The sequence below is a fragment of the Prevotella sp. Rep29 genome (assembly GCF_019551475.1).
Taxonomy (GTDB): Bacteria; Bacteroidota; Bacteroidia; order Bacteroidales; family Bacteroidaceae; genus Prevotella.
This window is the reverse complement of sequence record NZ_CP047159.1, coordinates 2,222,131-2,242,933: the sequence shown is the minus strand read 5'-3', so window position 1 is coordinate 2,242,933 and position 20,803 is coordinate 2,222,131. Positions and strand designations below refer to the sequence as shown.

The 20,803-nt window shown below is 47.9% G+C and carries 21 protein-coding genes; 7 read left to right on the top strand and 14 right to left on the bottom strand.

All coding sequences use genetic code 11. From position 1 onward, the window contains the following. Nucleotides 1-4: 4 nt before the first annotated feature. Both GRF55_RS09500 and hpt read right to left on the bottom strand, forming a co-directional pair. Nucleotides 5-577 (bottom strand): adenylate kinase, encoded by a 573-nt coding sequence (locus GRF55_RS09500; protein WP_220368178.1) that lies wholly within the window; start codon nt 575-577, stop codon nt 5-7. Nucleotides 578-592: 15 nt separating this feature from the next. After that, nucleotides 593-1,132: a hypoxanthine phosphoribosyltransferase gene (hpt, locus tag GRF55_RS09495; RefSeq protein WP_220368177.1), complete on the bottom strand. Its 540-nt coding sequence runs from the start codon at nt 1,130-1,132 to the stop codon at nt 593-595. Nucleotides 1,133-1,293: 161 nt separating this feature from the next. Between hpt and GRF55_RS09490 the strand changes: the two genes are divergently transcribed. Together GRF55_RS09490 and GRF55_RS09485 are read left to right on the top strand one after the other, a co-directional pair. Next, a complete protein-coding gene (locus tag GRF55_RS09490) occupies nt 1,294-2,811 on the top strand; it encodes an NAD(P)H-hydrate dehydratase (protein ID WP_220368176.1) in 1,518 nt (505 codons plus the stop codon). 11 nt (nt 2,812-2,822) lie between these two features. Then, nucleotides 2,823-3,866, top strand: coding sequence for a DUF4831 family protein (locus GRF55_RS09485; protein WP_220368175.1), 1,044 nt, complete (start codon nt 2,823-2,825; stop codon nt 3,864-3,866). Nucleotides 3,867-4,076: 210 nt separating this feature from the next. Here GRF55_RS09485 and GRF55_RS09480 read toward each other — a convergent pair whose 3' ends face one another. The 3 genes from GRF55_RS09480 to GRF55_RS09470 all read right to left on the bottom strand — a co-directional run bounded on the left by GRF55_RS09480 (nt 4,077) and on the right by GRF55_RS09470 (nt 8,010). Then, entirely contained in the window at nt 4,077-5,087 is a 1,011-nt protein-coding gene (locus GRF55_RS09480; protein ID WP_220368174.1) for a class II fructose-bisphosphate aldolase, read from the bottom strand. 180 nt (nt 5,088-5,267) lie between these two features. Continuing rightward, complete coding sequence (locus GRF55_RS09475) at nt 5,268-7,037, bottom strand: LTA synthase family protein (RefSeq protein WP_220368173.1); 1,770 nt, start codon at nt 7,035-7,037, stop codon at nt 5,268-5,270. Between the two features lie 289 nt (nt 7,038-7,326). After that, nucleotides 7,327-8,010 carry an MIP family channel protein gene (locus tag GRF55_RS09470; protein WP_220368172.1) on the bottom strand — a complete coding sequence of 228 codons (684 nt, stop codon included), beginning with the start codon at nt 8,008-8,010 and terminating at the stop codon, nt 7,327-7,329. A gap of 596 nt (nt 8,011-8,606) precedes the next feature. Between GRF55_RS09470 and gdhA the strand changes: the two genes are divergently transcribed. Both gdhA and GRF55_RS09460 read left to right on the top strand, forming a co-directional pair. Next, nucleotides 8,607-9,950 carry an NADP-specific glutamate dehydrogenase gene (gdhA, locus tag GRF55_RS09465; RefSeq protein ID WP_220368171.1) on the top strand — a complete coding sequence of 448 codons (1,344 nt, stop codon included), beginning with the start codon at nt 8,607-8,609 and terminating at the stop codon, nt 9,948-9,950. Between the two features lie 59 nt (nt 9,951-10,009). Further along, nucleotides 10,010-10,492: a septal ring lytic transglycosylase RlpA family protein gene (locus GRF55_RS09460; protein ID WP_220368170.1), complete on the top strand. Its 483-nt coding sequence runs from the start codon at nt 10,010-10,012 to the stop codon at nt 10,490-10,492. Between the two features lie 514 nt (nt 10,493-11,006). On the opposite strand, the gene GRF55_RS09455 is transcribed toward GRF55_RS09460, so the two are convergent. Next, a complete protein-coding gene (locus tag GRF55_RS09455; RefSeq protein ID WP_220368169.1) occupies nt 11,007-11,837 on the bottom strand; it encodes a hypothetical protein in 831 nt (276 codons plus the stop codon). Between the two features lie 303 nt (nt 11,838-12,140). Here GRF55_RS09455 and GRF55_RS09450 point away from each other — a divergent pair, with 303 nt between their 5' ends. Both GRF55_RS09450 and GRF55_RS09445 read left to right on the top strand, forming a co-directional pair. Continuing rightward, nucleotides 12,141-12,638 carry a DUF4251 domain-containing protein gene (locus tag GRF55_RS09450; protein WP_220368168.1) on the top strand — a complete coding sequence of 166 codons (498 nt, stop codon included), beginning with the start codon at nt 12,141-12,143 and terminating at the stop codon, nt 12,636-12,638. Between the two features lie 4 nt (nt 12,639-12,642). Next, nucleotides 12,643-13,797: an energy transducer TonB gene (locus GRF55_RS09445; protein ID WP_220368167.1), complete on the top strand. Its 1,155-nt coding sequence runs from the start codon at nt 12,643-12,645 to the stop codon at nt 13,795-13,797. 90 nt (nt 13,798-13,887) lie between these two features. On the opposite strand, the gene GRF55_RS09440 is transcribed toward GRF55_RS09445, so the two are convergent. From GRF55_RS09440 to GRF55_RS09405, 8 genes are all read right to left on the bottom strand, one after another. Beyond that, a complete protein-coding gene (locus tag GRF55_RS09440) occupies nt 13,888-14,289 on the bottom strand; it encodes a hypothetical protein (RefSeq protein WP_220368166.1) in 402 nt (133 codons plus the stop codon). Nucleotides 14,290-14,411: 122 nt separating this feature from the next. Next, nucleotides 14,412-15,173: an exodeoxyribonuclease III gene (locus GRF55_RS09435; protein ID WP_220368165.1), complete on the bottom strand. Its 762-nt coding sequence runs from the start codon at nt 15,171-15,173 to the stop codon at nt 14,412-14,414. A 15-nt stretch (nt 15,174-15,188) separates the two neighbouring features. Beyond that, a complete protein-coding gene (locus GRF55_RS09430; RefSeq protein WP_220368164.1) occupies nt 15,189-15,857 on the bottom strand; it encodes a DUF4840 domain-containing protein in 669 nt (222 codons plus the stop codon). A 24-nt stretch (nt 15,858-15,881) separates the two neighbouring features. After that, the gene (gene folE, locus GRF55_RS09425; RefSeq protein ID WP_220368163.1) at nt 15,882-16,475 is read right to left on the bottom strand and encodes a GTP cyclohydrolase I FolE; all 594 of its coding nucleotides are present in this window, start codon (nt 16,473-16,475) and stop codon (nt 15,882-15,884) included. 24 nt (nt 16,476-16,499) lie between these two features. Next, nucleotides 16,500-17,096, bottom strand: a complete 597-nt coding sequence (locus GRF55_RS09420) for an SPOR domain-containing protein (RefSeq protein ID WP_220368162.1) — start codon at nt 17,094-17,096, stop codon at nt 16,500-16,502. Between the two features lie 64 nt (nt 17,097-17,160). Continuing rightward, entirely contained in the window at nt 17,161-17,919 is a 759-nt protein-coding gene (gene tpiA, locus GRF55_RS11855) for a triose-phosphate isomerase (RefSeq protein ID WP_220368161.1), read from the bottom strand. Next, nucleotides 17,916-19,211 carry a BT_3928 family protein gene (locus GRF55_RS11850; protein WP_220368160.1) on the bottom strand — a complete coding sequence of 432 codons (1,296 nt, stop codon included), beginning with the start codon at nt 19,209-19,211 and terminating at the stop codon, nt 17,916-17,918. Before GRF55_RS11850 ends, tpiA begins: the two co-directional genes overlap by 4 nt. Before the next feature lie 12 nt (nt 19,212-19,223). Further along, entirely contained in the window at nt 19,224-19,769 is a 546-nt protein-coding gene (locus GRF55_RS09405) for a DUF1599 domain-containing protein (RefSeq protein WP_220368159.1), read from the bottom strand. A gap of 139 nt (nt 19,770-19,908) precedes the next feature. Here GRF55_RS09405 and GRF55_RS09400 point away from each other — a divergent pair, with 139 nt between their 5' ends. Continuing rightward, a complete protein-coding gene (locus tag GRF55_RS09400; protein ID WP_220368158.1) occupies nt 19,909-20,364 on the top strand; it encodes a hypothetical protein in 456 nt (151 codons plus the stop codon). Nucleotides 20,365-20,803 lie beyond the last annotated feature (439 nt).

The window sequence follows — 20,803 nt, the reverse complement described above, 5'->3', positions numbered from 1 at the left end:
GGAATTAAAGTTTGTCAATGACGTTGCAGATGTCACTGAAGATGCGGTCGAGCTCACCAAGACCGTCGATATGGTTGCGGATACCTTCTTTCTCATACCAATCTACGAGCGGTGAGGTCTGGTTATGATATACGTCAAGACGTTTCTTGATGGTTTCTGCATTGTCGTCCGAGCGTCCGCTCTCTTGTCCGCGCTTGATGAGGCGTTTCATGAGCTCATCTTCCGGCACGTCCAATTCAATCATTGCAGCTACGCAGTGCCCGCGTTTCGACAGCATTTCTTTCAGTGCTTCTGCTTGCGGAATGGTGCGTGGGAATCCATCGAAAATAACGCCTTTATGGTCGGTTCCGAAAGTATCATATACGCTGGCGAGAATGTCAATCATCAACTCGTCGGGAATCAGCTGTCCGTTGTCGATATATCCCTTGGCGGTCTTTCCCAGTTCAGTCCCGTTTTTAATCTCATTGCGGAGCACGTCGCCGGTGGAGATGTGTCCGAAACCATACTTCACAATCATCAGGTCGCTTTGCGTCCCCTTGCCAGAGCCAGGTGCTCCAAAAATAACAATGTTCTTCATGTGCTTTATGTTTTTTTATTCTTCTACAATCGTATAAATGTCTTTCAGGTTCCGTCCCTGCTGGTCATAGTCGAGACCATAGCCGAGAATGAAGTCGTTAGGTATCTCGATTGCTGCGTATTCGATGTCGAGCGGGACCTGCAGCCTGTCGGGCTTGAGCAGCAGCGTGCAGATGTGGATTGATTCCGGATGGCGTGTGCCGAGGGTTTCAATCATTCTCTTCATGGTAAGTCCTGACTCAACGATGTCTTCCACAATGATAATCGTGCGGTTGGTGATGTCTTCATTGATGCCGAATACCTCAGTGACTTTCCCGGTTGAAGTCGTTCCTTGGTATGAAGCCAGTTTGACGAATGAAATCTCACAGGGGATAGTCAGCCGGCGCATGAGGTCGGCAGCGAAGATAAACGCACCATTCAATACGGCGAGCAACAGCGGATTCTTACCTGCCATGTCTTTGTTGATGCGGTCGGCAACGGCTTGTACTCGTTCGAGAATTTCCGCCTCAGGAATTGATGGTCGGAAACACTTGTCTTTGATTCTGATGATATCCATGATATGGTAAATTTGATTTTGACGCAAAAATACTAATAAATTTGTGATTTTTTGAGTTTTCTCCGATAAAATTGCGTGCAAGATGTCGATTATTCTCTAAAAAATGAAAAAAAAAGAAGCGAAAAGCCATCGTTTTACATTTATTTATTATTTTTGCAGTGATGAAGATTTTTACAGGTAATCAAATACGAGAAGTTGACAAATATACCATCGAACAGGAACCGATTCGTCCGATTGATTTGATGGAGCGTGCTGCAAGGGCAGTGACTCATGTTGTCATGGAGACATTGTCGGAAGGATGTCACGTGGTCGTCTTTGCCGGACCCGGCAATAACGGGGGGGATGCCTTGGCTGTTGCCCGCATGCTTGCAGAGCAGAACGTGTCGGTTTCGGTATATCTTTTCAATGTGTCGAATAAGCTTACTGAAGAATGTGCCATCAATAAGCAACGTCTGCATGATTGTAAGCGGGTGAAAAGTTTCACGGAAGTCACGCAGCAGTTTGACACACCACAGCTGGATGCTGGGACGGTGGTCATCGACGGACTTTTCGGTACGGGGCTGAACAAGCCGCTCGCAGGTGGATTTGCCTCTCTGGTAAAATACATCAATCAGTCTCCGGCGAAAGTGATTAGTATTGATGTTCCGTCGGGCTTGATGACGGAGAACAATACCTATAATATTCTTGCCAATATCATCCGTGCTGACATGACGCTGACGTTCCAGTTCAAGAAACTGGCGTTCATGTTTGCCGACATGCAGCAGTTTATAGGAGATCTTCGCATACTCGACATCCGGTTGAATCAGAGTTTCATAGCCCGTGCCCAGACGCAGTTCTCCATCCTCGAGGAAAACGATGTGCGTCGTTTCCTGCTTCCCCGTGGCGACTTCGCGCATAAAGGGAGTGTGGGCAATGCCCTTCTGATTGCGGGCAGTTATGGAATGGCGGGAGCTTCTGTCCTTGCTGCACGGGCATGTCTGCGGTCGGGAGTCGGGCGGGTGACTATCCATACGCCCAGACGCAATTACGATATTATGCAGACGGCAGTGCCGGAAGCCGTGATGCAGATGGATAGGGAAGAGACATATTTCTCAGAGGCAGTAGACTCTGAGGACTATGATGCTGTGGGAATCGGTCCGGGACTGGGCGTTGCGGAAACCACGGCAATTGCGCTGATTGCGCAGTTGCGCCGTTCGCAGGTTCCCATCGTTGTTGATGCCGATGCATTGAATATACTTGCCAACCATCGCGCATGGATGCAGCAGCTGCCTAAAGGGATGATAATGACTCCCCATCCGAAAGAGTTTGACCGCCTGAACGGCAGCCCTTGCAGCGATGACTATGAGCGGTTGATAAAGGCTCGCGACATGGCGCAGAACCTGCAACTCTATATCCTGTTGAAAGGACACTATTCGGCACTATGCCTGCCCAATGGCGAGGTGGTGTTTAATTCGACGGGAAATAGCGGTATGGCGACGGCTGGGAGCGGCGATGTCCTTACGGGAATGATAACAGCCTTACTGGCTCGCGGATATAAACAGAAGGAGGCGTGCGAACTTGGAATGTATCTGCACGGACTTGCCGGTGATTTGGCTGCGAGAGATTTGGGCAAGGAGAGTTTGATAGCAAGTGATATCATTGCTTATCTTCCGAAAGCATTTAAACGATTAAACGATTAAAAATACGATTCATGAGAAAGATTATTTTGTCGGCAGCCTTGTTGCTGGCAACGTCCATTCAAGCGCAGGAAATACAAACTGAAGGCATTGATTACTTCCTGCCGAAAACAGCGGTGCGTATCGCATTGAAAATTGAAAAGAAAACCTATACGCCCGGTGAATATGCTGAGTATGCAGAAAATTATCTGAAGCGCAGCGACGTGAGTTTAGAACCTGAAGTGAAGTATGAATTGCTCAACATTCATCTGTTGTCAGTCGGGATGCCCGATTCGACAAAGATGTTTACCATTAAAATGGATGGTAAGCGTAATATCAACCATGTGGATTTGAATGAGAAAGGTATTCTGTTGGCAATAAACATGACAGGTGAGGACGAAACGGCACCCAAAACTTTCGTCCCCAGTCCTAAACCGCAGCAATTGAATCCGCGCGACTTTATGAATGCCGAAATACTTACTTCGGGTAGTAAAGCCAAGATGGCGGAGCTGGTGGCGCAGGATATCATGGAGATACGCGAGAGTCGTAATCAACTCACACGCGGTCAGGCAGACTTTATGCCGAAAGATGGTGAGCAACTGAAGGTGATGCTCGAGAAACTGGATACGCAAGAGAAGGCTTTGTCGCAGCTTTTCCTCGGAACGGAAGATGCTGATACGACTGAAGTGATTCTCAATTTTATCCCGACCAAGGAGGTTGACAAGCAGTTGCTGTTTCGTTTCTCTGATAAGTTGGGAATGACAGATATCGACGATTTGGGTGGAAGACCTTATTATATTAGTGTGAAAGATGAGCATAGCGTTCCCTCTATGCACGCTTCATTTGGAGAAAACAGGGAGAAGGACGCTTCTGGCGTGTGTGTGAATTTACCGGGAAGAATCTCCATTGGCATTCACTCCAAGGACCAGCAGATTGCCACGTTCGGACTCTTTGCTGCGCAGTTCGGTAAGTTGGTGCATCTTCCTATTTACATTTTTACCAAGAAAACGATGACAAAGATGCGCCTGAATCCTACGACGGGCTATCCGGAAACTTTCAATGTGGAGAATCTGAGATAAATGGCGGGCTGCTGATATCGAATCGGCAGACGTTATCTGCATCATCAAAATGGAAATAAAAGAAGGCGGCTCAATCATTTTGAGCCGCCTTTTCTTATGCTGTTCCGTCCCATCATTTGTCTAAATGGGACAGCTGTTTTGAACATTTTGGGCAATAGTGAATAGCTGTTCCGTCCCATCATTTGTCTAAATGGGACAGCGGACTTGACTTTAGTCCATCTGTATCAGTTTGTTGTCGCTACCGAGCACATCGGTAATCTTGTGTTTATACAGCTCTGTCATGAGGTCGCGAGCCGGACCGCAGTATTTGCGTGGGTCGAACTCGCCCGGTTTTTCAGCGAACACCTTGCGGACAGCAGCGGTGAATGCCAGACGAGAGTCACTGTCGATGTTGATTTTGCATACGGCGCTCTTAGATGCGCGACGCAGTTGCTCCTCGGGAATGCCGACAGCATCGGGCAGTTTTCCGCCATACTGGTTGATGGTGTCTACATATTCCTGCGGAACGGAAGAACTTCCGTGCAGCACGATGGGGAATCCGGGGAGTTTCTCCATGATGGCGTCAAGCACGTCGAATGCCAATGGAGGCGGAATCAGTTTTCCCGTTTGCGGGTCACGTGTACACTGTTCCGGCTTGAATTTATAGGCACCATGGCTCGTACCGATAGAGATGGCAAGCGAGTCAACGCCAGTCTTAGTAACGAAATCAATGACTTCCTCCGGCTTGGTGTAGTGTGATTCTTCTGCCTGAACATCATCTTCCACACCGGCGAGCACACCCAGTTCGCCTTCAACCGTTACGTCGAACTGATGGGCATATTCCACCACTCTCTTGGTCAGGGCAACATTCTCATCGTAAGGGAGTGAACTACCGTCGATCATCACTGAAGAGAAACCGAAGTCCACACAGCTCTTGCATACCTCGAAGGTGTCGCCATGGTCCAGATGCAGACAGATTTCCGGATGGTTGCATCCCAACTCCTTTGCATATTCCACTGCTCCTTGTGCCATATAGCGCAACAGGGTTTGGTTGGCATAGTTGCGGGCACCTTTTGACACCTGCAGAATGACAGGAGACTTCAACTCCGACGAAGCCTTGATGATGGCTTGCAACTGTTCCATGTTGTTGAAATTGAACGCAGGAATGGCGTAACCGCCGTTGATGGCGCGTTTGAACATTTCTCGTGTGTTGACGAGACCGATTGATTTGTAATCTACCATAGTTATATTAAGTTTTAAATGTTATAGCTACTGCAAAAGTACAATATTAATTTTGGAAAACAAAATTGTTCTCGGTTTATTATTGTTGTATAAGATTTTTTGTATTAAAAAAAGGATATGCCAGATAGCATACTCTCATTTTCTTTAATTTGGTTTTCTTTTTATAATATGTTGGGAATTTTATTCAGTATCATTATGGAAATAATTAAACCGAATAATCTTATCAGAAATGGAATATGCTTTTTGGAGATGTTCAATTTCATTGGAAGGAACTGCTGTGGGGGTTCCTTCAAGATGGTAATCAGGTGCAACGGCAACAGGCAGTTTGTCAGTGGCTAAAATACTTTTGCCAATACCTTTCCAAACATAATTTTCAAGCCCCAGTAAATGAAGTAATGTTGGGTAGATGTCAATTTGTCCCATTACAGAATTATAGCGCATGGCCTTAGGAGCGTTAATGATAATCAACGGAACGAAAGACTTGTTGGAGACAAATCCTTTTCCCTCCTGAGAAGTGCATAGTGTTTTGCGATCGCCTGCCAACCCTTCGTGGTCTCCCATAATGACAATCATTGTTTCACTGTAATTCGGACGCGATTGCAGATAGTCAAGTAAATAACCGAGAGCGTGGTCTGTATAGTTGGCAGTGACGAGATAATCGCGAAGCATATCGGGATAGTTTTTCCGAAGATGAATCCGATGGAGATTATCAGACAATTTAAAAGGGTGATGACCAGAGTAAGTAACAATCTGTATAAAAGCGTGTGTTCCGTGAGGCCATATCTCTCCTTTTTGCATGAGATTGACTGCTTGTCGCATGAGTGCTGCGTCACCGATGTTATTTCTGGGGCCACTAGCTTCCTCCAACTTCCAGTCTTGGCGATATTTCGCATAATCAATACCAAATGCTAAGGTCACTGCTTGTTGGTTCCAAATGGTAGGTCTGTCTGCTGTTAGCAGCCAACTACGGGTATCCCAACATTCTTTCATGGCTTGATTAAGTGTAAAAAAACGATTTTTTGGATAGAGAAGAGACCATGCTCCACTTTCTACAGGTAATAAACCAGCATTAACTATCAGTTGACAGTCAATGCTGCGCCCACCTTTTACTTGTGAAAGAACATGAGGTGCGTAGAGTGTTGTCGGTTGGCGAATTGCTCGATTGAGATGGGGTGTTATTTCTATTCCTTCCACCTTCTTTTCGAGCACCCATGACTCCAATGACTCACAAAATACAAGAATTAAATTTTTGCGTACACTAAGGGTGTCTGTTGATAGCGGTATAGCAACATGTTGGTTGAGGTATGCTGTTATTTCTTTTGCATCTTCATCACTAATCTGTGTCCCACTTGTTAATGCATCATATAGCATACCCCCGAAAATGGTATATGCAGGCGTTATACACATATAGTCATTAACCGTTTTCTTTGACTTAATCGCATGAACAAATCCACCTAAAATAAATATGAGGCATAATGAAACGGACGCTGATAGCCTGAAGCAATGCCAATAACCTTTACGCCATGAATGTTCTTTTGATTTTTTTCTCATGAAAAAGAACGGAATCATCAATAATGGCAATAGAAAATCAAACCAACGAATGGAGGCTACTATGCTTGGAATGAAATCCGTTAGATTGTCAGCGATGAGATAACTATTTAAGGGTATCGCACTGTTATAAGTGCGATTATACATTAAGTTTGCAATTAAGAGCAGGTTAAGGATGAAAACAATCGGGAAAAAGGACCAGTCGCGGCGCGTTAAGATATATGGAAATAGTAATATTAGGCTGATAGTCAAAGCATTGATATATGTCTCTGGATATGAAAACGCCCGGAATGTCGTCTGAATACACCAAAAAAAATCAAACAATAAAAATGTCAAAACGACTAATAGTAGACGGATGCCAACTTCATGAGACAGTTTAAACTTTTTGAATATTTCTTTCATCAGTTTCTCTTTTTATGATGTTACTAAGTCCATGACCGTTCCATAGAGGGGTAATAAAGTACTAATTGCTTGCAAAGATAAGCATTTTTTTATAAATAACCTTTCCCGCTTAGTTAAAGTTTGTAGAAACCCGTAACAGAAAAAGACTGCGTGAAACAGGCCGTCCTTTCTGATTTTTCTCAATGAGAAAGAATTTTTCAGCCAGATATAAGATTAAAAATAAAAAGAGTAGGATTTGTTGCCAAAGGCATGTCCTACTCTTATTTTTCTTATCTGTTGGTCGTATTACTTACTCTTTATCAGACGGTTCAATCAGTTTCCAGATGCATGCTGCGCAGGCACCACCGATAAACGGACCTACGATAAAGATCCAAAGGTTGGTCAGTGCTGTGCCTCCCTGGAAGATAGCCGGACCGATAGAGCGTGCCGGATTGACGGATGTACCGGTGTAGCGGATGCAGACGAGGTGAACCAGAACGAGTGCCAGACCGATTGCCAGACCAGCGAAGTTGTTGGTCGCACCATTGGTCTTTGAAGTTGCACCGAGCACCACGAGCACGAATACGCAGGTGAAGATAATCTCTGCAAGCAGACCGCCGATGGCTGTTACGCCAAGTTGCAGGTCGTTTGCGCCAGTACCTACAATCGCACCGTCACTTGTTGAAGTCAACAAGTAGAGCAGTGCAGCGCCGATGATGGCACCAATCACTTGGAAAATCATGTACATTGCGCAATCTTTCGCATTCATGCGACCACTCAGGAATACACCAAGCGTGATTGCCGGATTGATATGGCATCCACTAATTCCGCCAATGGCGTATGCCATGGCTACTACGGAGAGACCGAAAGCCAAAGCTGTTCCTACAACGGCAGGAATGTTGCCTGTCGGATCACATCCTAAACTCACTGCGACACCGCAGCCCATCAATGTCAACACCATCGTGCCGACCATTTCTGCTAAATACTTTTTCATATTAAGATAAGTTTAATGATAATAGTTATAGTTACTTTAATAACGCAAAAGTACTTATTTTATTTCAAATAAACAAATTTTTTGTTAAAAACATGGTGCAGAATTTCGCAGAAAACCAATAAATAGGTAGGGCGTAGAAGGATTGAGGGTAAAGAAAAGGGCATGAAAAAAGGACTACCGCTGTAGTCCAATCTTTGTTAACCTTAAATCTAATACTATGAAAAACACGATGCAAATATATCCTTTTTTGAGGGATATGTCCAAGAAAAGTGATGTTTTTATTGCAAAAAGTGGCGTTTTCTTGACATAAATCAAGTTTTTGTGTGTGCGATAACAGCAAGCAAAGCGTTTTTGAAACGCCATTTTTTCTGACAAAAAGATTTGTTTTTTGTCTTTTTTGGTTTTAAAGTGAAAAACGATGGTGCGCCGTTCGTTTTTGAAATGCGACAGCCCACACATCGAGATGCAATCGAAAAGCAACCGAAAAACGTGATTTGCCGATAAAAAACCCGAGGAATTTCTTGGCTGTTTCATTTTTAAGTCTTAATTTTGTAGCATCTAATACAATATTAATTTTAATCATCAAATTTACAATTATGAACGTTGAGAAAATCATGCAGAACTTGGAGCAGAAGCATCCAGGTGAATCAGAGTACCTTCAGGCTGTTCGCGAGGTGCTTGAGTCAGTTGAGGAAGTTTACAACCAGCATCCCGAATTCGAGAAAGCAAAGATTATCGAGCGCATCGTAGAGCCCGATCGTATCTTCACTTTCCGTGTAACTTGGGTTGACGACCAGGGTGAGGTTCAGACCAACCTCGGTTATCGTGTACAGTTCAACAGCGCTATCGGTCCGTACAAAGGCGGTCTCCGTTTCCACAAGGCTGTGACTCCTTCCATGCTGAAGTTCCTCGGTTTCGAGCAGACATTCAAGAATGCGCTCACCACACTGCCTATGGGTGGTGGTAAAGGTGGTTCTGACTTCGACCCAGTGGGCAAGTCTGACGCTGAAATCATGCGTTTCTGCCAGGCATTCATGCTCGAACTCCGTCATAATATCGGTCCCGATCAGGACATCCCTGCTGGTGACGTAGGTGTTGGTGGACGCGAAATCGGTTTCTTGAACGGTATGTATCAGAAGCTCTCTCGTCAGTATCACACTGGTGTCCTCACTGGTAAGGGTGAGACTTGGGGTGGTTCTATCCTCCGTCCTGAGGCTACTGGTTACGGTGCTCTCTACTTCACAGAACACCTTCTCCACAAGGCAGGCAAAGACATCAAGGGTCTGACAATCGCTCTCTCTGGCTTCGGAAACGTGGCTTGGGGTGCTGCCAAGAAAGCAAAGGAACTCGGTGCTAAGGTAATTGCTATCTCTGGACCGGACGGCGTATGCCATATTCCTGAAGGAATCACCGACGAAATGATCGACTACATGCTCGACATGCGTGCTTCTAACCGCAACAAGGTTGAAGACATGGCTACCAAGTTCCCAGGCAAAGCACAGTTCACTGCTGGCAAGAAAGCATGGAGCATTCCTTGCGACATCGCACTTCCTTGCGCATTCCAGAACGAGCTGAGCGAAGACGACGCTAAAGAACTGAAGGCTAATGGCTGCTGGTGCTGCTGCGAGGTATCTAACATGGGATGCCAGCCGGGCGCAATCCACTTCTTCCAGAAGAACGGTGTGCTCTTCGCTCCGGGTAAGGCAGTGAACGCCGGTGGTGTGGCTACTTCTGGTCTCGAAATGACACAGAACGCTGCTCACCTGAACTGGTCAGGTAAAGAAGTTGACGACAAGCTCCACTGGATCATGGAAAACATCCACGAGCAGTGCGTGAAGTTCGGTACACAGGCTGACGGAACCATCGACTACGTGAAGGGTGCTAACATCGCAGGCTTCATGAAGGTGGCAACGGCTATGCTTGAGCAGGGTATCATCTAATCATTCAATAAAAAAGTCCTCTTCCGAAATAAAAAAGGAAGGGGACTTTTTGTTTTCTTATGAAATACTTTCTGAGTTTTTTGCTTGTCGGCTGCAGCCTGTCGGCTCATGCACAGCAGCGGGGCGTCGCTTCCTACTATTCGAAGCGGGCAACAGGTGCCATGACTGCCAGTGGGGAGAAACTGCACCACGACAGCATGACCTGCGCACATCGGACACACCCCTTCGGAACGATTCTCCACGTGAAGAATCCTGCCAACGGGCGCGAGGTGGTGGTGCGAGTAACCGATCGCGGACCTTTCGGCAGAGGGCGCATCATCGACCTGTCGTGGGGAGCGGCGAAAGAACTGGGCATCCTCTCACAGGGAATAGCCCAAGTGGAGGTCAACGTCATCGGAGAAGGGGAGGTCTATCGGACGAAAGTAGCCTACAAACCCAGCAAGAAATATCGGAAGAGCAGCTCGGCGAAGTATAAGAAAAAGAAGGCTCAACTGAAATCCAAGAAACGGAAAGGCAAGAGCAAAAGTAAAAAACGCCGCTAAACTCGAAAAAACGGGGCTTGTATTCTTCATCTCAACAGCCATTTTCCCCCACCCGGTTCCTCCATTTATTTGGGAACAATCGGTGTGCATAAAAATACAGAAACGGGCATATAAATATACAGTTGAACTTTCGCTTTCCAAAAGTGCCACTTTCGCACTCCAAAAGTTCCCCTTTTAGCTCCTAAAAGTGCCACTTTTGCAAGCTAAAAGTGGCACTTTTGGAAACGCCTTTCTAATGTGCTGATTTCCAGTGTTTTGTATTTTAACATTCCGTCCCTTCGTTTGTGTATAAATATGCAGAACCGGTTTTGTCTTGGGTGGGCGATGAGAGGGGCGGTTGGGGGTGAATTTTATGACAGAGTTGTCAACATGTTGCAGATAGCCTTGGGAGTTTTTGCTGGCGGAAGTGGGAAATCGTGAAAAGAAAAAGCCCCAAAAGTCGGACAAGGACCTTTGGGACTTACTTCATTCTGACAGTCGTTCCTGTTCGAACAGCGTCGTATGCGTCGGGATGCTATCTGCGCGTCTGAATAGTGAATTCCGATACTTTCGACATCTGTCTGTTGCCTTGCAGCACCGAGAGGCAGAACGTTGCCGTGCCGTCTTTCAGTTTTCCGGCTTTCACCATAGCCGTATAGCGGATGGCTTTTCCGGGTGCCAGGCGTTCTACGTGCACGCTGGGCGAGATGTAGATGCGCTTGTTTCCATTCGCTTCAATCACGGTCGGCTGTATGTCGTAGAACATGTGGTCGGAGGTGTTCACCACTTCGAAAATCACTTTGCTGATTTCGCCTGAGCTCAGCGTGTTGTCGCGGTTGTCGTCAACAAAGCGCGCGTTGCGAATCTCCAGCTGGTTGTTTACGTCATAACCCGTCGTCAGCTCTTCCACGCTTGACGCACTGGGGTTCATCGTGCGTGGCTCAGAAGCGCTGTAGTCGCCCGTGTAGTCGTTGCTGTGGAAGTCGTAGAGGCGGTCGTCGCCGCTGTTCGTCGGGTCATATCCGCTCTCGTCCTTATAGGTTCCCTGCTTGTAACCATCCTGATAGCCGTCTTCGTAGGCACGCTCCTGTGCTTTCCGTCGCTGTATCTGCTCATAGCGGTCGTGCACTTCCTGGCGGTCAGCCTGATCTTTAGCCTGCCCGATAGCACCACCGATAACTGCTCCGCCAGCCATACCGATGATTGTTCCCAAATGGCTGCCACGATACCCGTCGCTGATGCCGCCGATAGCCGAGCCTAGGATTGAGCCTAACGTTGCTCCCGTATAGGCGCCGGAACCCGCATAGGTACCACAGCTGCTCATCATCAACAGTGCACCGAATGATAATACCATCATCTTTTTCATACGCTTCTTCTTTTTGTTTTTCGTTGCAAATATACAATAAAATTGTCAGTTGCGGTTTTTTACGACCGATTTTTTCGGTATGAACCACGATGCAAATGTAGTTGGTTTTCGCAAAGCGGCAAAGGGGATTTCCCCAAAGCGACATAGGGGAAACCCTAAATTTCCGCCTTTTTCTTGTCGTTTCCGAAAACAATTGCTATTTTTGCAAATGACGGAGGCGGCGACGGGATGTGAAGCGCATGCCAATCGGTCTTCTATATATATAATAATGTGTAACGTGAATCGTAAAAGAAAGGAGTATTTATGATGAAGAAAATATGGTTTGTGGCGGTGATGGCAGCTATATGCGTCGGTTGCGCCACGTCGGAGGCTACCAGACAGGCGCGTGCCGAGCGGCAGGTGAAGGAAGCTGAGGCAGTGAAGAAAGGTATAGAGGCGAAGGATTTCAAAATCAACGTGAACTATGTTTATCCGGTGGGAGCCAGTCCCATGCAGTTGTCAACGCCCTACTACCTAAAGGTAAAGGGCGATACGGTGACGTCCTACCTGCCTTATTTCGGACGTGCCTACAGCGTGCCCTATGGCGGTGGGAAGGCTTTGAACTTCGATGGGCGGATATTGCGTTATGCTGCCGAGCAGGTGAAGTCCGACCGCATGGTCGTTCACATGGATATTGTCAACGACGAGGCGGAGTATGTCTATACGGTAGATATCTTCGACAATGGCTCGTCAACGATAGACGTAGTGTCAAACAGCCGCGAGACAATCCGTTTCTCGGGAAATATGGAGATGCCAGACTAAGCGTATGGGAAGACGTATTTGCTTCTTGGTATGCTGTTGCATGGTCTTCTGTTTGGCAGATTTGTTCGGGCAAAGCACGGGCAAGTCCTGGAAAGACGGCTTTCGGGTCAGCTATGTGCAAGACCGGCAACTGAGAAAGCATGGCAATCACCTCAATTTTGTCCGATTAGACCTTGAGTGGCCCGAGCAGTTGAACGGTTCCACCCTTCAGTCCTTGCAGTCGCATCTTTGCAAGCGTCTTTTCCAAATGGAAGGAGCTTCTCTGCATTCTGCCTGCCAGCAGTTCCTTGAGGATATGGGTACCCCTTTGGAGACTGTTCCGGAAGATGGGAGCCTGAAAACCTATTATGTTACCTGCGATTTGAAGGAAGTGGCTTATGACGAGCGCGGATATGTCTCATTGCGGGCATTCCGCTACGTTGAACCCAAAGACACTTCGGAGCGAGCAACCCTCTATCAGCAACTGATTACGTATGATTTGCTCAACGAGCGGATACTGACAGTGGCAGATATCCTGAGTATGCGCATGTTGAATGACATGGAGCTGCGGGTTGCTTTGATGGAGCGGCTCCTCTATGAGGCAGGTATTTCAGAGATTAGCATGGAGAATCAGACCTTTTCGCTTGATGCTTGTTTGGTGAACGGTGGTGTCATGTTCGGCTTTACTTCGGGAGGGGAGGAAGGACAGCACCAAGAGCTGGTGATCTTGCCGTTGGAAGAAATAAGCCCGTTTCTTACAAAAGATGCCAAGCGGTTGTTGCGAGGCGAGATGAAAGCTCAGAAGAAAAAGGGTGTGAAGGGATTGGAATCTTCCGTTTCGGAGGAGAGTATCGCGTCATTGCCCGATTCGATGAAAATCCATACGGCGGTGGACGAGATGCCAGTGTTCAGCTTTGATGGGCAGGGGATTGCCCCGTATATCTCCACTCGCATGCGTCTTCCTGAGGGGATGCAATCGTCGGGCAGGGTGATAACGACTTTCGTGGTAGAGAAAGATGGCACATTATCGGACTTTTCCATTCTGAAACCTATCTCACCAGTGGTGGATCGTGAGCTGGTGCGTGTCTTGCGCAACATGCCGGCATGGCAACCGGGTAAGCTCGACGGGCAGCCCGTGCGTGTGCGGTTGGTCGTTCCCGTCTCTCTGCAAGCCGGGTGAACAAAGGGTGAGTCCCGTGGACTGTGATTGGTAAAAAAAGAAAAGGGCAGGAATTCCTGCCCTTTGTTTCTGTTTTTAAGAAGTCTCTGTTTATAGACCTTCTGGCATACCCAGTGCTTCTTGGAATTTCATTTTGAACTCGTCGTCAGCTTCCAGTTCTTTCATTGCAGGAATTTCTTCAGCAATCTTCTCAAATTCGTTCATAAGGGGCTCAATCTCTTTGAGACCTTCCAGTTTTTGCATCATTTCTCCTGCTTTAGAAGGATCTTTTTCTACTTCCTTCATCATATCAGCAATCTTTGTCATCTCTGGTTTCAGGGCTTCTGCGAATTCCATCATTTTAGCCTTCAGACCTTCTTTATCCAATTTTGCACCGTCAGCTTTCAGCTCGTTGATAATTTCTTTTGCTTTCTCGATGCCACCACCGTTAGAGCAAGATACCATGAACACGCCCATCAGAGCGATGAACATACCAACTAATACTTTTTTCATAATAAATTTGTTTTTGATGATTAATGATAGTTAATGAACTCTATATGGATGCAAATATAAACATATTTTTTCAAATTGTCAAACATATTTGCGTTTTTTTTATATCGAGTCCGCATTGATTCTTATATCGAACTGTCGTTCAATATAATTTCCACCGGGCAGTGATCGGAACCCATGATGTCGGTATGGATGTTTGCCTCTTCCACGTTGTCCATCAGTCTGTTGGACACCACAAAATAGTCAATGCGCCACCCCGCATTCTTTGCCCGTGCCTGGAAGCGGTACGACCACCAGGAGTAGGTGATTTGGGTGGGGTGGAGTGAACGGAACGTATCGGCAAATCCGCTGTCGAGCAACGTGGTGAATTTCCCGCGCTCTTCATCGGTAAAGCCGGCGTTGCGCCGGTTGGACTTTGGGTTTTTCAGGTCAATTTCCTCGTGTGCCACGTTGAGGTCTCCGCAGACGATGACGGGCTTTCGCTTGTCCAGTTCCATGAGATACGCCCGGAAGTCATCTTCCCATTTCATGCGATAGTCGAGTCGTCGCAGTTCGTCCTGCGAGTTGGGGGTATAGACCGTCACGAGGAAGAATCGTTCCATTTCCAGTGTGATGACTCGTCCTTCGTGGTCGTGCTTGTCAATACCGATGCCGTAGCTCACGCTGAGGGGCTGATGCTTGGTGAAGACAGCCGTCCCCGAATAGCCTTTCTTCTCGGCAGAGTTCCAGTAGGAGCGATAGCCGTCGAAATGGATGTCGAGCTGTCCTTCCTGCATCTTGGTTTCCTGCAGGCAGAAGAAATCGGCATCGAGCGTCCGGAAGATGTCTTCAAATCCTTTCCCGACGCATGCCCGCAGTCCGTTGACGTTCCATGAAATGAACTTCATATTCAGATGCGTGTTTTATTTAGTTCCGCTGAAGGTGAATGTCTTTATCTTCTGCGAGTTGATGATGTCGTAAGTGAATCCGTCAATCACGATAGAGCTGACATAAAGCCTCAGCATGAATTTGTTCAACCAGTAGTCTGCATACGGGAAATAGGCGCGCGAGACGTTATGGGAATCATAGAAATAGATGATGTTCGCAAAGTTGACAGTCACCGAGTGTGGCACTCCCTCGTGTTGAATGGTGGTTGCCAGGGAGTTGTCGTCCTTCAACGAGAACAGGTAATAGACCTTGTCGCTTGTCCGTTCGATGTTGTTTGGATGCACGGTGGTTTGGAATTTCACGTTCCCGCCCGCTTGTAGGATGTTCTTGTGGTTCATGTCATCCACATAGTTGGCAAAGATGGAAACGGGAATGTTGTTGGTCTGGAACAATGAGTCGGTCTCAGTGACGGTCCAGTTCACCTCGGCGGAGTCTATCTCCGCTGTGGTTGTTGCGTAAGGATTGTAAAAGAACACCTTGCCCGAATACGTTCCCTTAATAGCCTGAATGGCTGTTTTCTTCTCAGCAGGTGTCAGGTTTTCGTATGGGATGTCGTTTTCGTCGTCATTGCCGAGGCAGGCAGTCATGGAGACTATCACTGCCATGCAGGTTAGGATGAAAAGGTTGGACTTGATTTTTTTCATGATTCTATGGTATTAAGTGATGTGTTAAATTCTCTTTGATTCTCCGCGTAGCAGGTTCATGAACTCCTCGCGTGTTTTGGCTTGGTTGAACGCTCCGCAGAAATCGCTCGTCGTCGTGATGGCGTTTTGTTTCTCCACGCCGCGCATCTGCATGCACATGTGTTTTGCTTCCACGACAACCATCACGCCCATGGGGTGGAGCGTCTGTTCGATGCACTCCCTGATTTCCTGCGTCATCCGTTCCTGCACTTGCAGGCGGTGGCTGAAGATATCCACCACGCGGGCAATCTTGCTTAGCCCTGTGATGTAGCCGTTGGGGATATATGCCACATGCACCTTCCCGTAGAAGGGAATCATGTGGTGCTCGCACATGGAGAAGAAGTCGATGTCCTTGACGATAACCATCTGGTTGTATTTCTCCTCGAAGAGTGCATCGGTGAGCACTTTGTTCGGGTCTTGCAGGTAGCCGCGTGTGAGAATCTGCATGGCTTTTGCCACACGCATAGGCGTTTTCTGCAGTCCTTCTCTCTCGGGGTCTTCCCCCAGCAGGGTGATAATCTTTTTATAGTGTTCCGCCAGTTCTTCGAGTCCTGGACGGAATTCAATTTCTGGATTCATATATATAATAATGTGTAAGGATAATCAATGGACGGAAATCTTGCTCTTGACGATAATCGCCTGCTTGAATCCGAGTGCTTTCATCTGCCTCAGCACTTTCTCGGCTTCCTTGTATTCGATGAAGTTACCCACCAGACATTTCCAGTGAGGTGAGAAGAAGTGCGTGTAAACGGGCAGACTTGGATAGTTCTGTTTTGCCCGGTTCATGGCTTGATGCGCCTTTTCCCTGTCCGCACGGGTGTTGCCTCCGGAGAAGACCTGCACGCGATAGCCGTTGACTTTATGTGTGCCACGCATGATTTTCTTTCGGTTATCGACTTTCATCGTTTCCGTGCTTTCATCGTTCGGTTCCCGTTCTTTTCTGACGAGTCTTCTATGGGGCTTCTCGGTGACTGTAGAGTCTTTGACAACCTCTTTCTGGACGGTGTCCTTTTTCAGTGAATCCTTGTCCACTTTTGGCTTAGGCACTCCGTTGATGAGATAATCCAAGTCTTTGCTCTGTGTGACGGTCACCGTCCCTTGCCCCTGCTGCTTTTTCTGCAGGTGCTCCAGGAATGTCTGTGCATGGGCGGTTGCCATGCAGGAGAAGGTCAGCAATAGCGTTACGACTATTTTATTCATAATTCATTGTTTTATAGATTGAAGCGGTGTGGCAGCGATTTGCATGCCTCCGCTTGCCGGCATGTTATTTCCAAGCGTCGATGATGCCTTTGAAGTCGGCTGCTTTCAGCGATGCGCCTCCAATCAGTCCGCCATCGATGTCGGGTTTTGCAAAGAGTTCCGGTGCATTGCTTGCCTTGCAACTGCCTCCATAGAGGATGGACGTTTGTTCAGCCACTTCGTTTCCGTATCTCTCTGCAACCGTCGAACGGATGTAGGCGTGAATCTCCTCCGCTTGCTCTGCGGTGGCAGTCTTGCCTGTTCCGATTGCCCAGATGGGTTCGTATGCGATAACGATGTTCCGGAACTCCTCTGCCGTCAGGTTGAAAACACTTCCTTCGAGCTCAGCCTTCACCACTTCGTTCTGTTTTCCAGCCTCGCGTTCTGCCAGCGATTCGCCGATGCAGAAGATGACCTTCAGTCCCTTTTGCAGGGCGAGCAGCACCTTTTCTTTCAGAATCTCCGGTGTCTCGTGGTAGTATTCGCGTCGTTCAGAATGTCCGATGATGACATATTTGGCTCCGGTGCTCTTCACCATTTCTGCCGATACCTCACCCGTATAGGCTCCTTTGTCTTTGTCGGCGCAGTTCTCTGCTCCAAGTCCGATGAGGTCTTGGTTGAGGAATTGTGCGATGGAAGCCAGGTGGATGAACGGTGTACAGATGACCACGTCACAGTTGGGCTTCTCTGCTGTCAGCATTTCTTGAAGTTCTTTAGCCAAGTCGATACCTTCTTGCAGGTTCATGTTCATTTTCCAGTTTCCTGCAACGATTTTCTTTCTCATGATGTTTCTTTTTTTATAGTTGTTTTTATTTCATTTTCTTTCTTCTTCACCCATTGTGTCCATGCCCACAGCCGGTCGGCAATAGCCAGAAGCAGGAGCGGCAGGACGAACCACAGCAGGATTCGGATGATTTTTCCCGAAACGCTTTCTGCCGGCAGGCTGCCGTATTCCGATGTGGCAAGCGGCGCTTTCAGCTCCGGCAGTCTGTTGTGGCTCCACTTGCGGATAATCTGTCCGTCTTTCAGCAGCAGCAGTCCAGGGTTGCTCCGTATGATGGTTTTCAACGTCGTCTCGTCGGTCGTGCAGAACGGGTATTCGGCTCCCGTGCGCTCCGTCCATTCCCTGACCGCATCGTCGCTGCTGGCAGTCAGGCAGTAGAAGGGATATTGGTGCTCCAGACAATATTCATATATCTGGTCGATGTCGCCGAAGTTCGAGTCGTCTGCCTTGTCGAGCTGTGGTGCAATCAGCAGGAATGTGTATCCCTTGTCGCTGACGACCTCCTCCGTGATGTCTTCATCGTTGTCGCGTCTCACGATGCTGAAGTCGTGTATCGGAGGAACATATCCTTCTGCCGTCTGCACGGTCTTGCTGTCGATGAACGTCCAGGTCGAGTCTGGGTATTCGTCGAGCGTGAACGTTTTCTGCACGCCGTCTTTCTCCAGGATGAACGTCGTCTCAAACTGCGGTCCTTGTTCTCCTTCCGGAATCTCCATTCCTTCGCGGATGTTCGCTCCGATATGGTAGGGACGGAAGTCGAATATCGGTCGGTCATACAGGCACCATGCGCTGACCACGAGGATGAACACCACCGTATAGTTGATGACAATCCATTGGTTGGTCTTCGAAATGAACCGCATCATGTCCAGCGGATATTTCCAGACGACGATGGCTGCTGCAAGCAGCAACAGGTTCTTTAGCAGCGTCTGTCCGTTGGTCAGTGTGACTGCATCGCCGAAGCATCCGCAGTCCTTCACGGGATTCCATATCGCCAGCCACAGCGAGATGAGCGTCATGACAGCCATGAGCACCAGCACCATCTTCGACACCACGCGGCGATGGATGGCAAAGAGCAGGAAAATACCGAGGCAAAACTCCAGTGCTGCCAGTCCGACGGATGTGCATAATGTCAGCCAGTCGGGCAAGACGTCGTGCAGCGACAGCGCCCCTAGGTAGTCCTGTATCTTGTATTGCGTGCCCAGTGGGTCAACAGCCTTCACGAATCCCGAGAAGATAAAGGTCATCGCAAGGATGATGCGGCATACGTTGACGGCTATTCGTCTGACATTCATTATTCGTAATCCTTATTCTTCCGACAGTTTGATGACACCGAACACGGCATAGTTGATAATGTCCATGTAGTTGGCGTCAACCCCTTCCGAGACGAGTGCCGCACCTTTCAGGTCTTCCAGTTCCTTGATGCGCTGTATCTTTGTCAGGATGAAATCCGTGTAACTGCTGATACGCATAGAGCGCCATGCCTCGTCGTAGTCGTGGTTCTTTTTCAGCATCAGTTCGAGCGCCTCGCTGGCGAAGTGGTCATAGAGGGCGATCGCCTCTTCGTTCGACAGGTCCACCTTGTCCACGTAGCCACGTTCCAGCTGAATCAATCCTACGATGCCATAGTTGATCAGCGCAATAAACTCAGGTCTGATGCCCTCGTCCACCTTCGCTTCCTTTTTGATTTCGAGCGAGCGGATACGCTTGGCTTTAATGAAAAGCTGGTCGGTCAGCGACTCCGGACGCAGGATGCGCCACGACGCCCCATAGTCGTGCAGTTTTTTCTCAAAGAGCGAGCGGCATTCAGCCAATGCACTTCGGAATTGTTCTCCTGTGCTCATATCTTTCATCTTATTTTCGTGCAAAGTTACGAAAAAATCGGATAAGTGAGCAAAAAAGGAATAAGTTTCTTTTTTCGAGCGGGAGATTTTTCTTTAATAAGCGAGCGAAAAACCAAATTTATTTGAATTTTTCATTATCTTTGCAGGCATGAAACAGATATTGATTTCTTTTGCGGTATTGACCGTCATGATGGTGTCCTGTCGTCCGTCGGCAGAGGAGCGGGGCGAGAAGATGCTCCGCCAGATAGAAAGTGCCTATCAGCAAGGGCAGTACGACGAGGCGCTGGTGCTCATCAACTCACTGCGACGGGACTATCCTAAAGCTTTCAATGCGCGGAAGAAGGCACTGAGGATATATCAGAACGCAGTCCTGAAAAAAGCACAGAAAGACCTTATGCATACCGACACGTTCCTGCAGCGGGTCAACAAAGAGTATGAGCAGGCGCGCATACAGGCAGAAGCCGCTAAACAGGTGGGGACAGCCACCGCGCAACAACTCTCTGACGTCACACGGCTGCGCATACTCAGAGACTCCCTGCAAGTGCGGTTCGACACCCAGGTGGCACGGATACGCTTCATTCATAAAAAGCAAAAGGAGAACTGATTGTTCTCTCCCGTAGGGGCGGATCGGCGTATCCGCCCGAATCTTGTTGACCGCAGATTTCGCTGATTACACAGATTGTTTCTTTGCGGGCGGATACATTGATTCGCCCCTATACCACAAATGAATTTAGAATGATGATTGGAGGTTGTTTTACCACCCCACCCCTGCCCCTCCCCTCGGCGATGGGAGGGGAGTGAAGTTAGTGGCTTCCCCCGTCAGGCGTTCCCCTCCCTTCTCAGGGGAGGGGAAGGGGTGGGGTTCCCATGCTTCGTATATCCCCTTTCGCTCGGCTGGATTTACACTCCTCCCGTCAGGCGTTCCCTTCCTTCTTAGGGGAGGGTTAGGGAGGGACCATAACGCCTGCGTATCACGTCATTAACCGCAATAATACATTAAAAATTACGTTAATTGTGTTAAAAAACCAAAATGGGGGGGGGTA

Excerpts from the sequence above, each read along its gene's own strand:
- GRF55_RS09435 (WP_220368165.1), bottom strand. The coding sequence starts at position 15,173 with ATGAAGTTCATTTCATGGAACGTCAACGGACTGCGGGCATGCGTCGGG.
- GRF55_RS09460 (WP_220368170.1), top strand. The coding sequence starts at position 10,010 with ATGAAATACTTTCTGAGTTTTTTGCTTGTCGGCTGCAGCCTGTCGGCT.
- GRF55_RS09455 (WP_220368169.1), bottom strand. The coding sequence starts at position 11,837 with ATGAAAAAGATGATGGTATTATCATTCGGTGCACTGTTGATGATGAGC.
- gdhA (WP_220368171.1), top strand. The coding sequence starts at position 8,607 with ATGAACGTTGAGAAAATCATGCAGAACTTGGAGCAGAAGCATCCAGGT.
- GRF55_RS09450 (WP_220368168.1), top strand. The coding sequence starts at position 12,141 with ATGATGAAGAAAATATGGTTTGTGGCGGTGATGGCAGCTATATGCGTC.
- folE (WP_220368163.1), bottom strand. The coding sequence starts at position 16,475 with ATGAATCCAGAAATTGAATTCCGTCCAGGACTCGAAGAACTGGCGGAA.
- GRF55_RS09485 (WP_220368175.1), top strand. The coding sequence starts at position 2,823 with ATGAGAAAGATTATTTTGTCGGCAGCCTTGTTGCTGGCAACGTCCATT.
- hpt (WP_220368177.1), bottom strand. The coding sequence starts at position 1,132 with ATGGATATCATCAGAATCAAAGACAAGTGTTTCCGACCATCAATTCCT.
- GRF55_RS09430 (WP_220368164.1), bottom strand. The coding sequence starts at position 15,857 with ATGAAAAAAATCAAGTCCAACCTTTTCATCCTAACCTGCATGGCAGTG.
- GRF55_RS09440 (WP_220368166.1), bottom strand. The coding sequence starts at position 14,289 with ATGAAAAAAGTATTAGTTGGTATGTTCATCGCTCTGATGGGCGTGTTC.
- GRF55_RS09500 (WP_220368178.1), bottom strand. The coding sequence starts at position 577 with ATGAAGAACATTGTTATTTTTGGAGCACCTGGCTCTGGCAAGGGGACG.
- GRF55_RS09475 (WP_220368173.1), bottom strand. The coding sequence starts at position 7,037 with ATGAAAGAAATATTCAAAAAGTTTAAACTGTCTCATGAAGTTGGCATC.
- GRF55_RS09445 (WP_220368167.1), top strand. The coding sequence starts at position 12,643 with ATGGGAAGACGTATTTGCTTCTTGGTATGCTGTTGCATGGTCTTCTGT.
- GRF55_RS09400 (WP_220368158.1), top strand. The coding sequence starts at position 19,909 with ATGAAACAGATATTGATTTCTTTTGCGGTATTGACCGTCATGATGGTG.
- tpiA (WP_220368161.1), bottom strand. The coding sequence starts at position 17,919 with ATGAGAAAGAAAATCGTTGCAGGAAACTGGAAAATGAACATGAACCTG.
- GRF55_RS11850 (WP_220368160.1), bottom strand. The coding sequence starts at position 19,211 with ATGAATGTCAGACGAATAGCCGTCAACGTATGCCGCATCATCCTTGCG.
- GRF55_RS09405 (WP_220368159.1), bottom strand. The coding sequence starts at position 19,769 with ATGAAAGATATGAGCACAGGAGAACAATTCCGAAGTGCATTGGCTGAA.
- GRF55_RS09480 (WP_220368174.1), bottom strand. The coding sequence starts at position 5,087 with ATGGTAGATTACAAATCAATCGGTCTCGTCAACACACGAGAAATGTTC.
- GRF55_RS09470 (WP_220368172.1), bottom strand. The coding sequence starts at position 8,010 with ATGAAAAAGTATTTAGCAGAAATGGTCGGCACGATGGTGTTGACATTG.
- GRF55_RS09420 (WP_220368162.1), bottom strand. The coding sequence starts at position 17,096 with ATGAATAAAATAGTCGTAACGCTATTGCTGACCTTCTCCTGCATGGCA.
- GRF55_RS09490 (WP_220368176.1), top strand. The coding sequence starts at position 1,294 with ATGAAGATTTTTACAGGTAATCAAATACGAGAAGTTGACAAATATACC.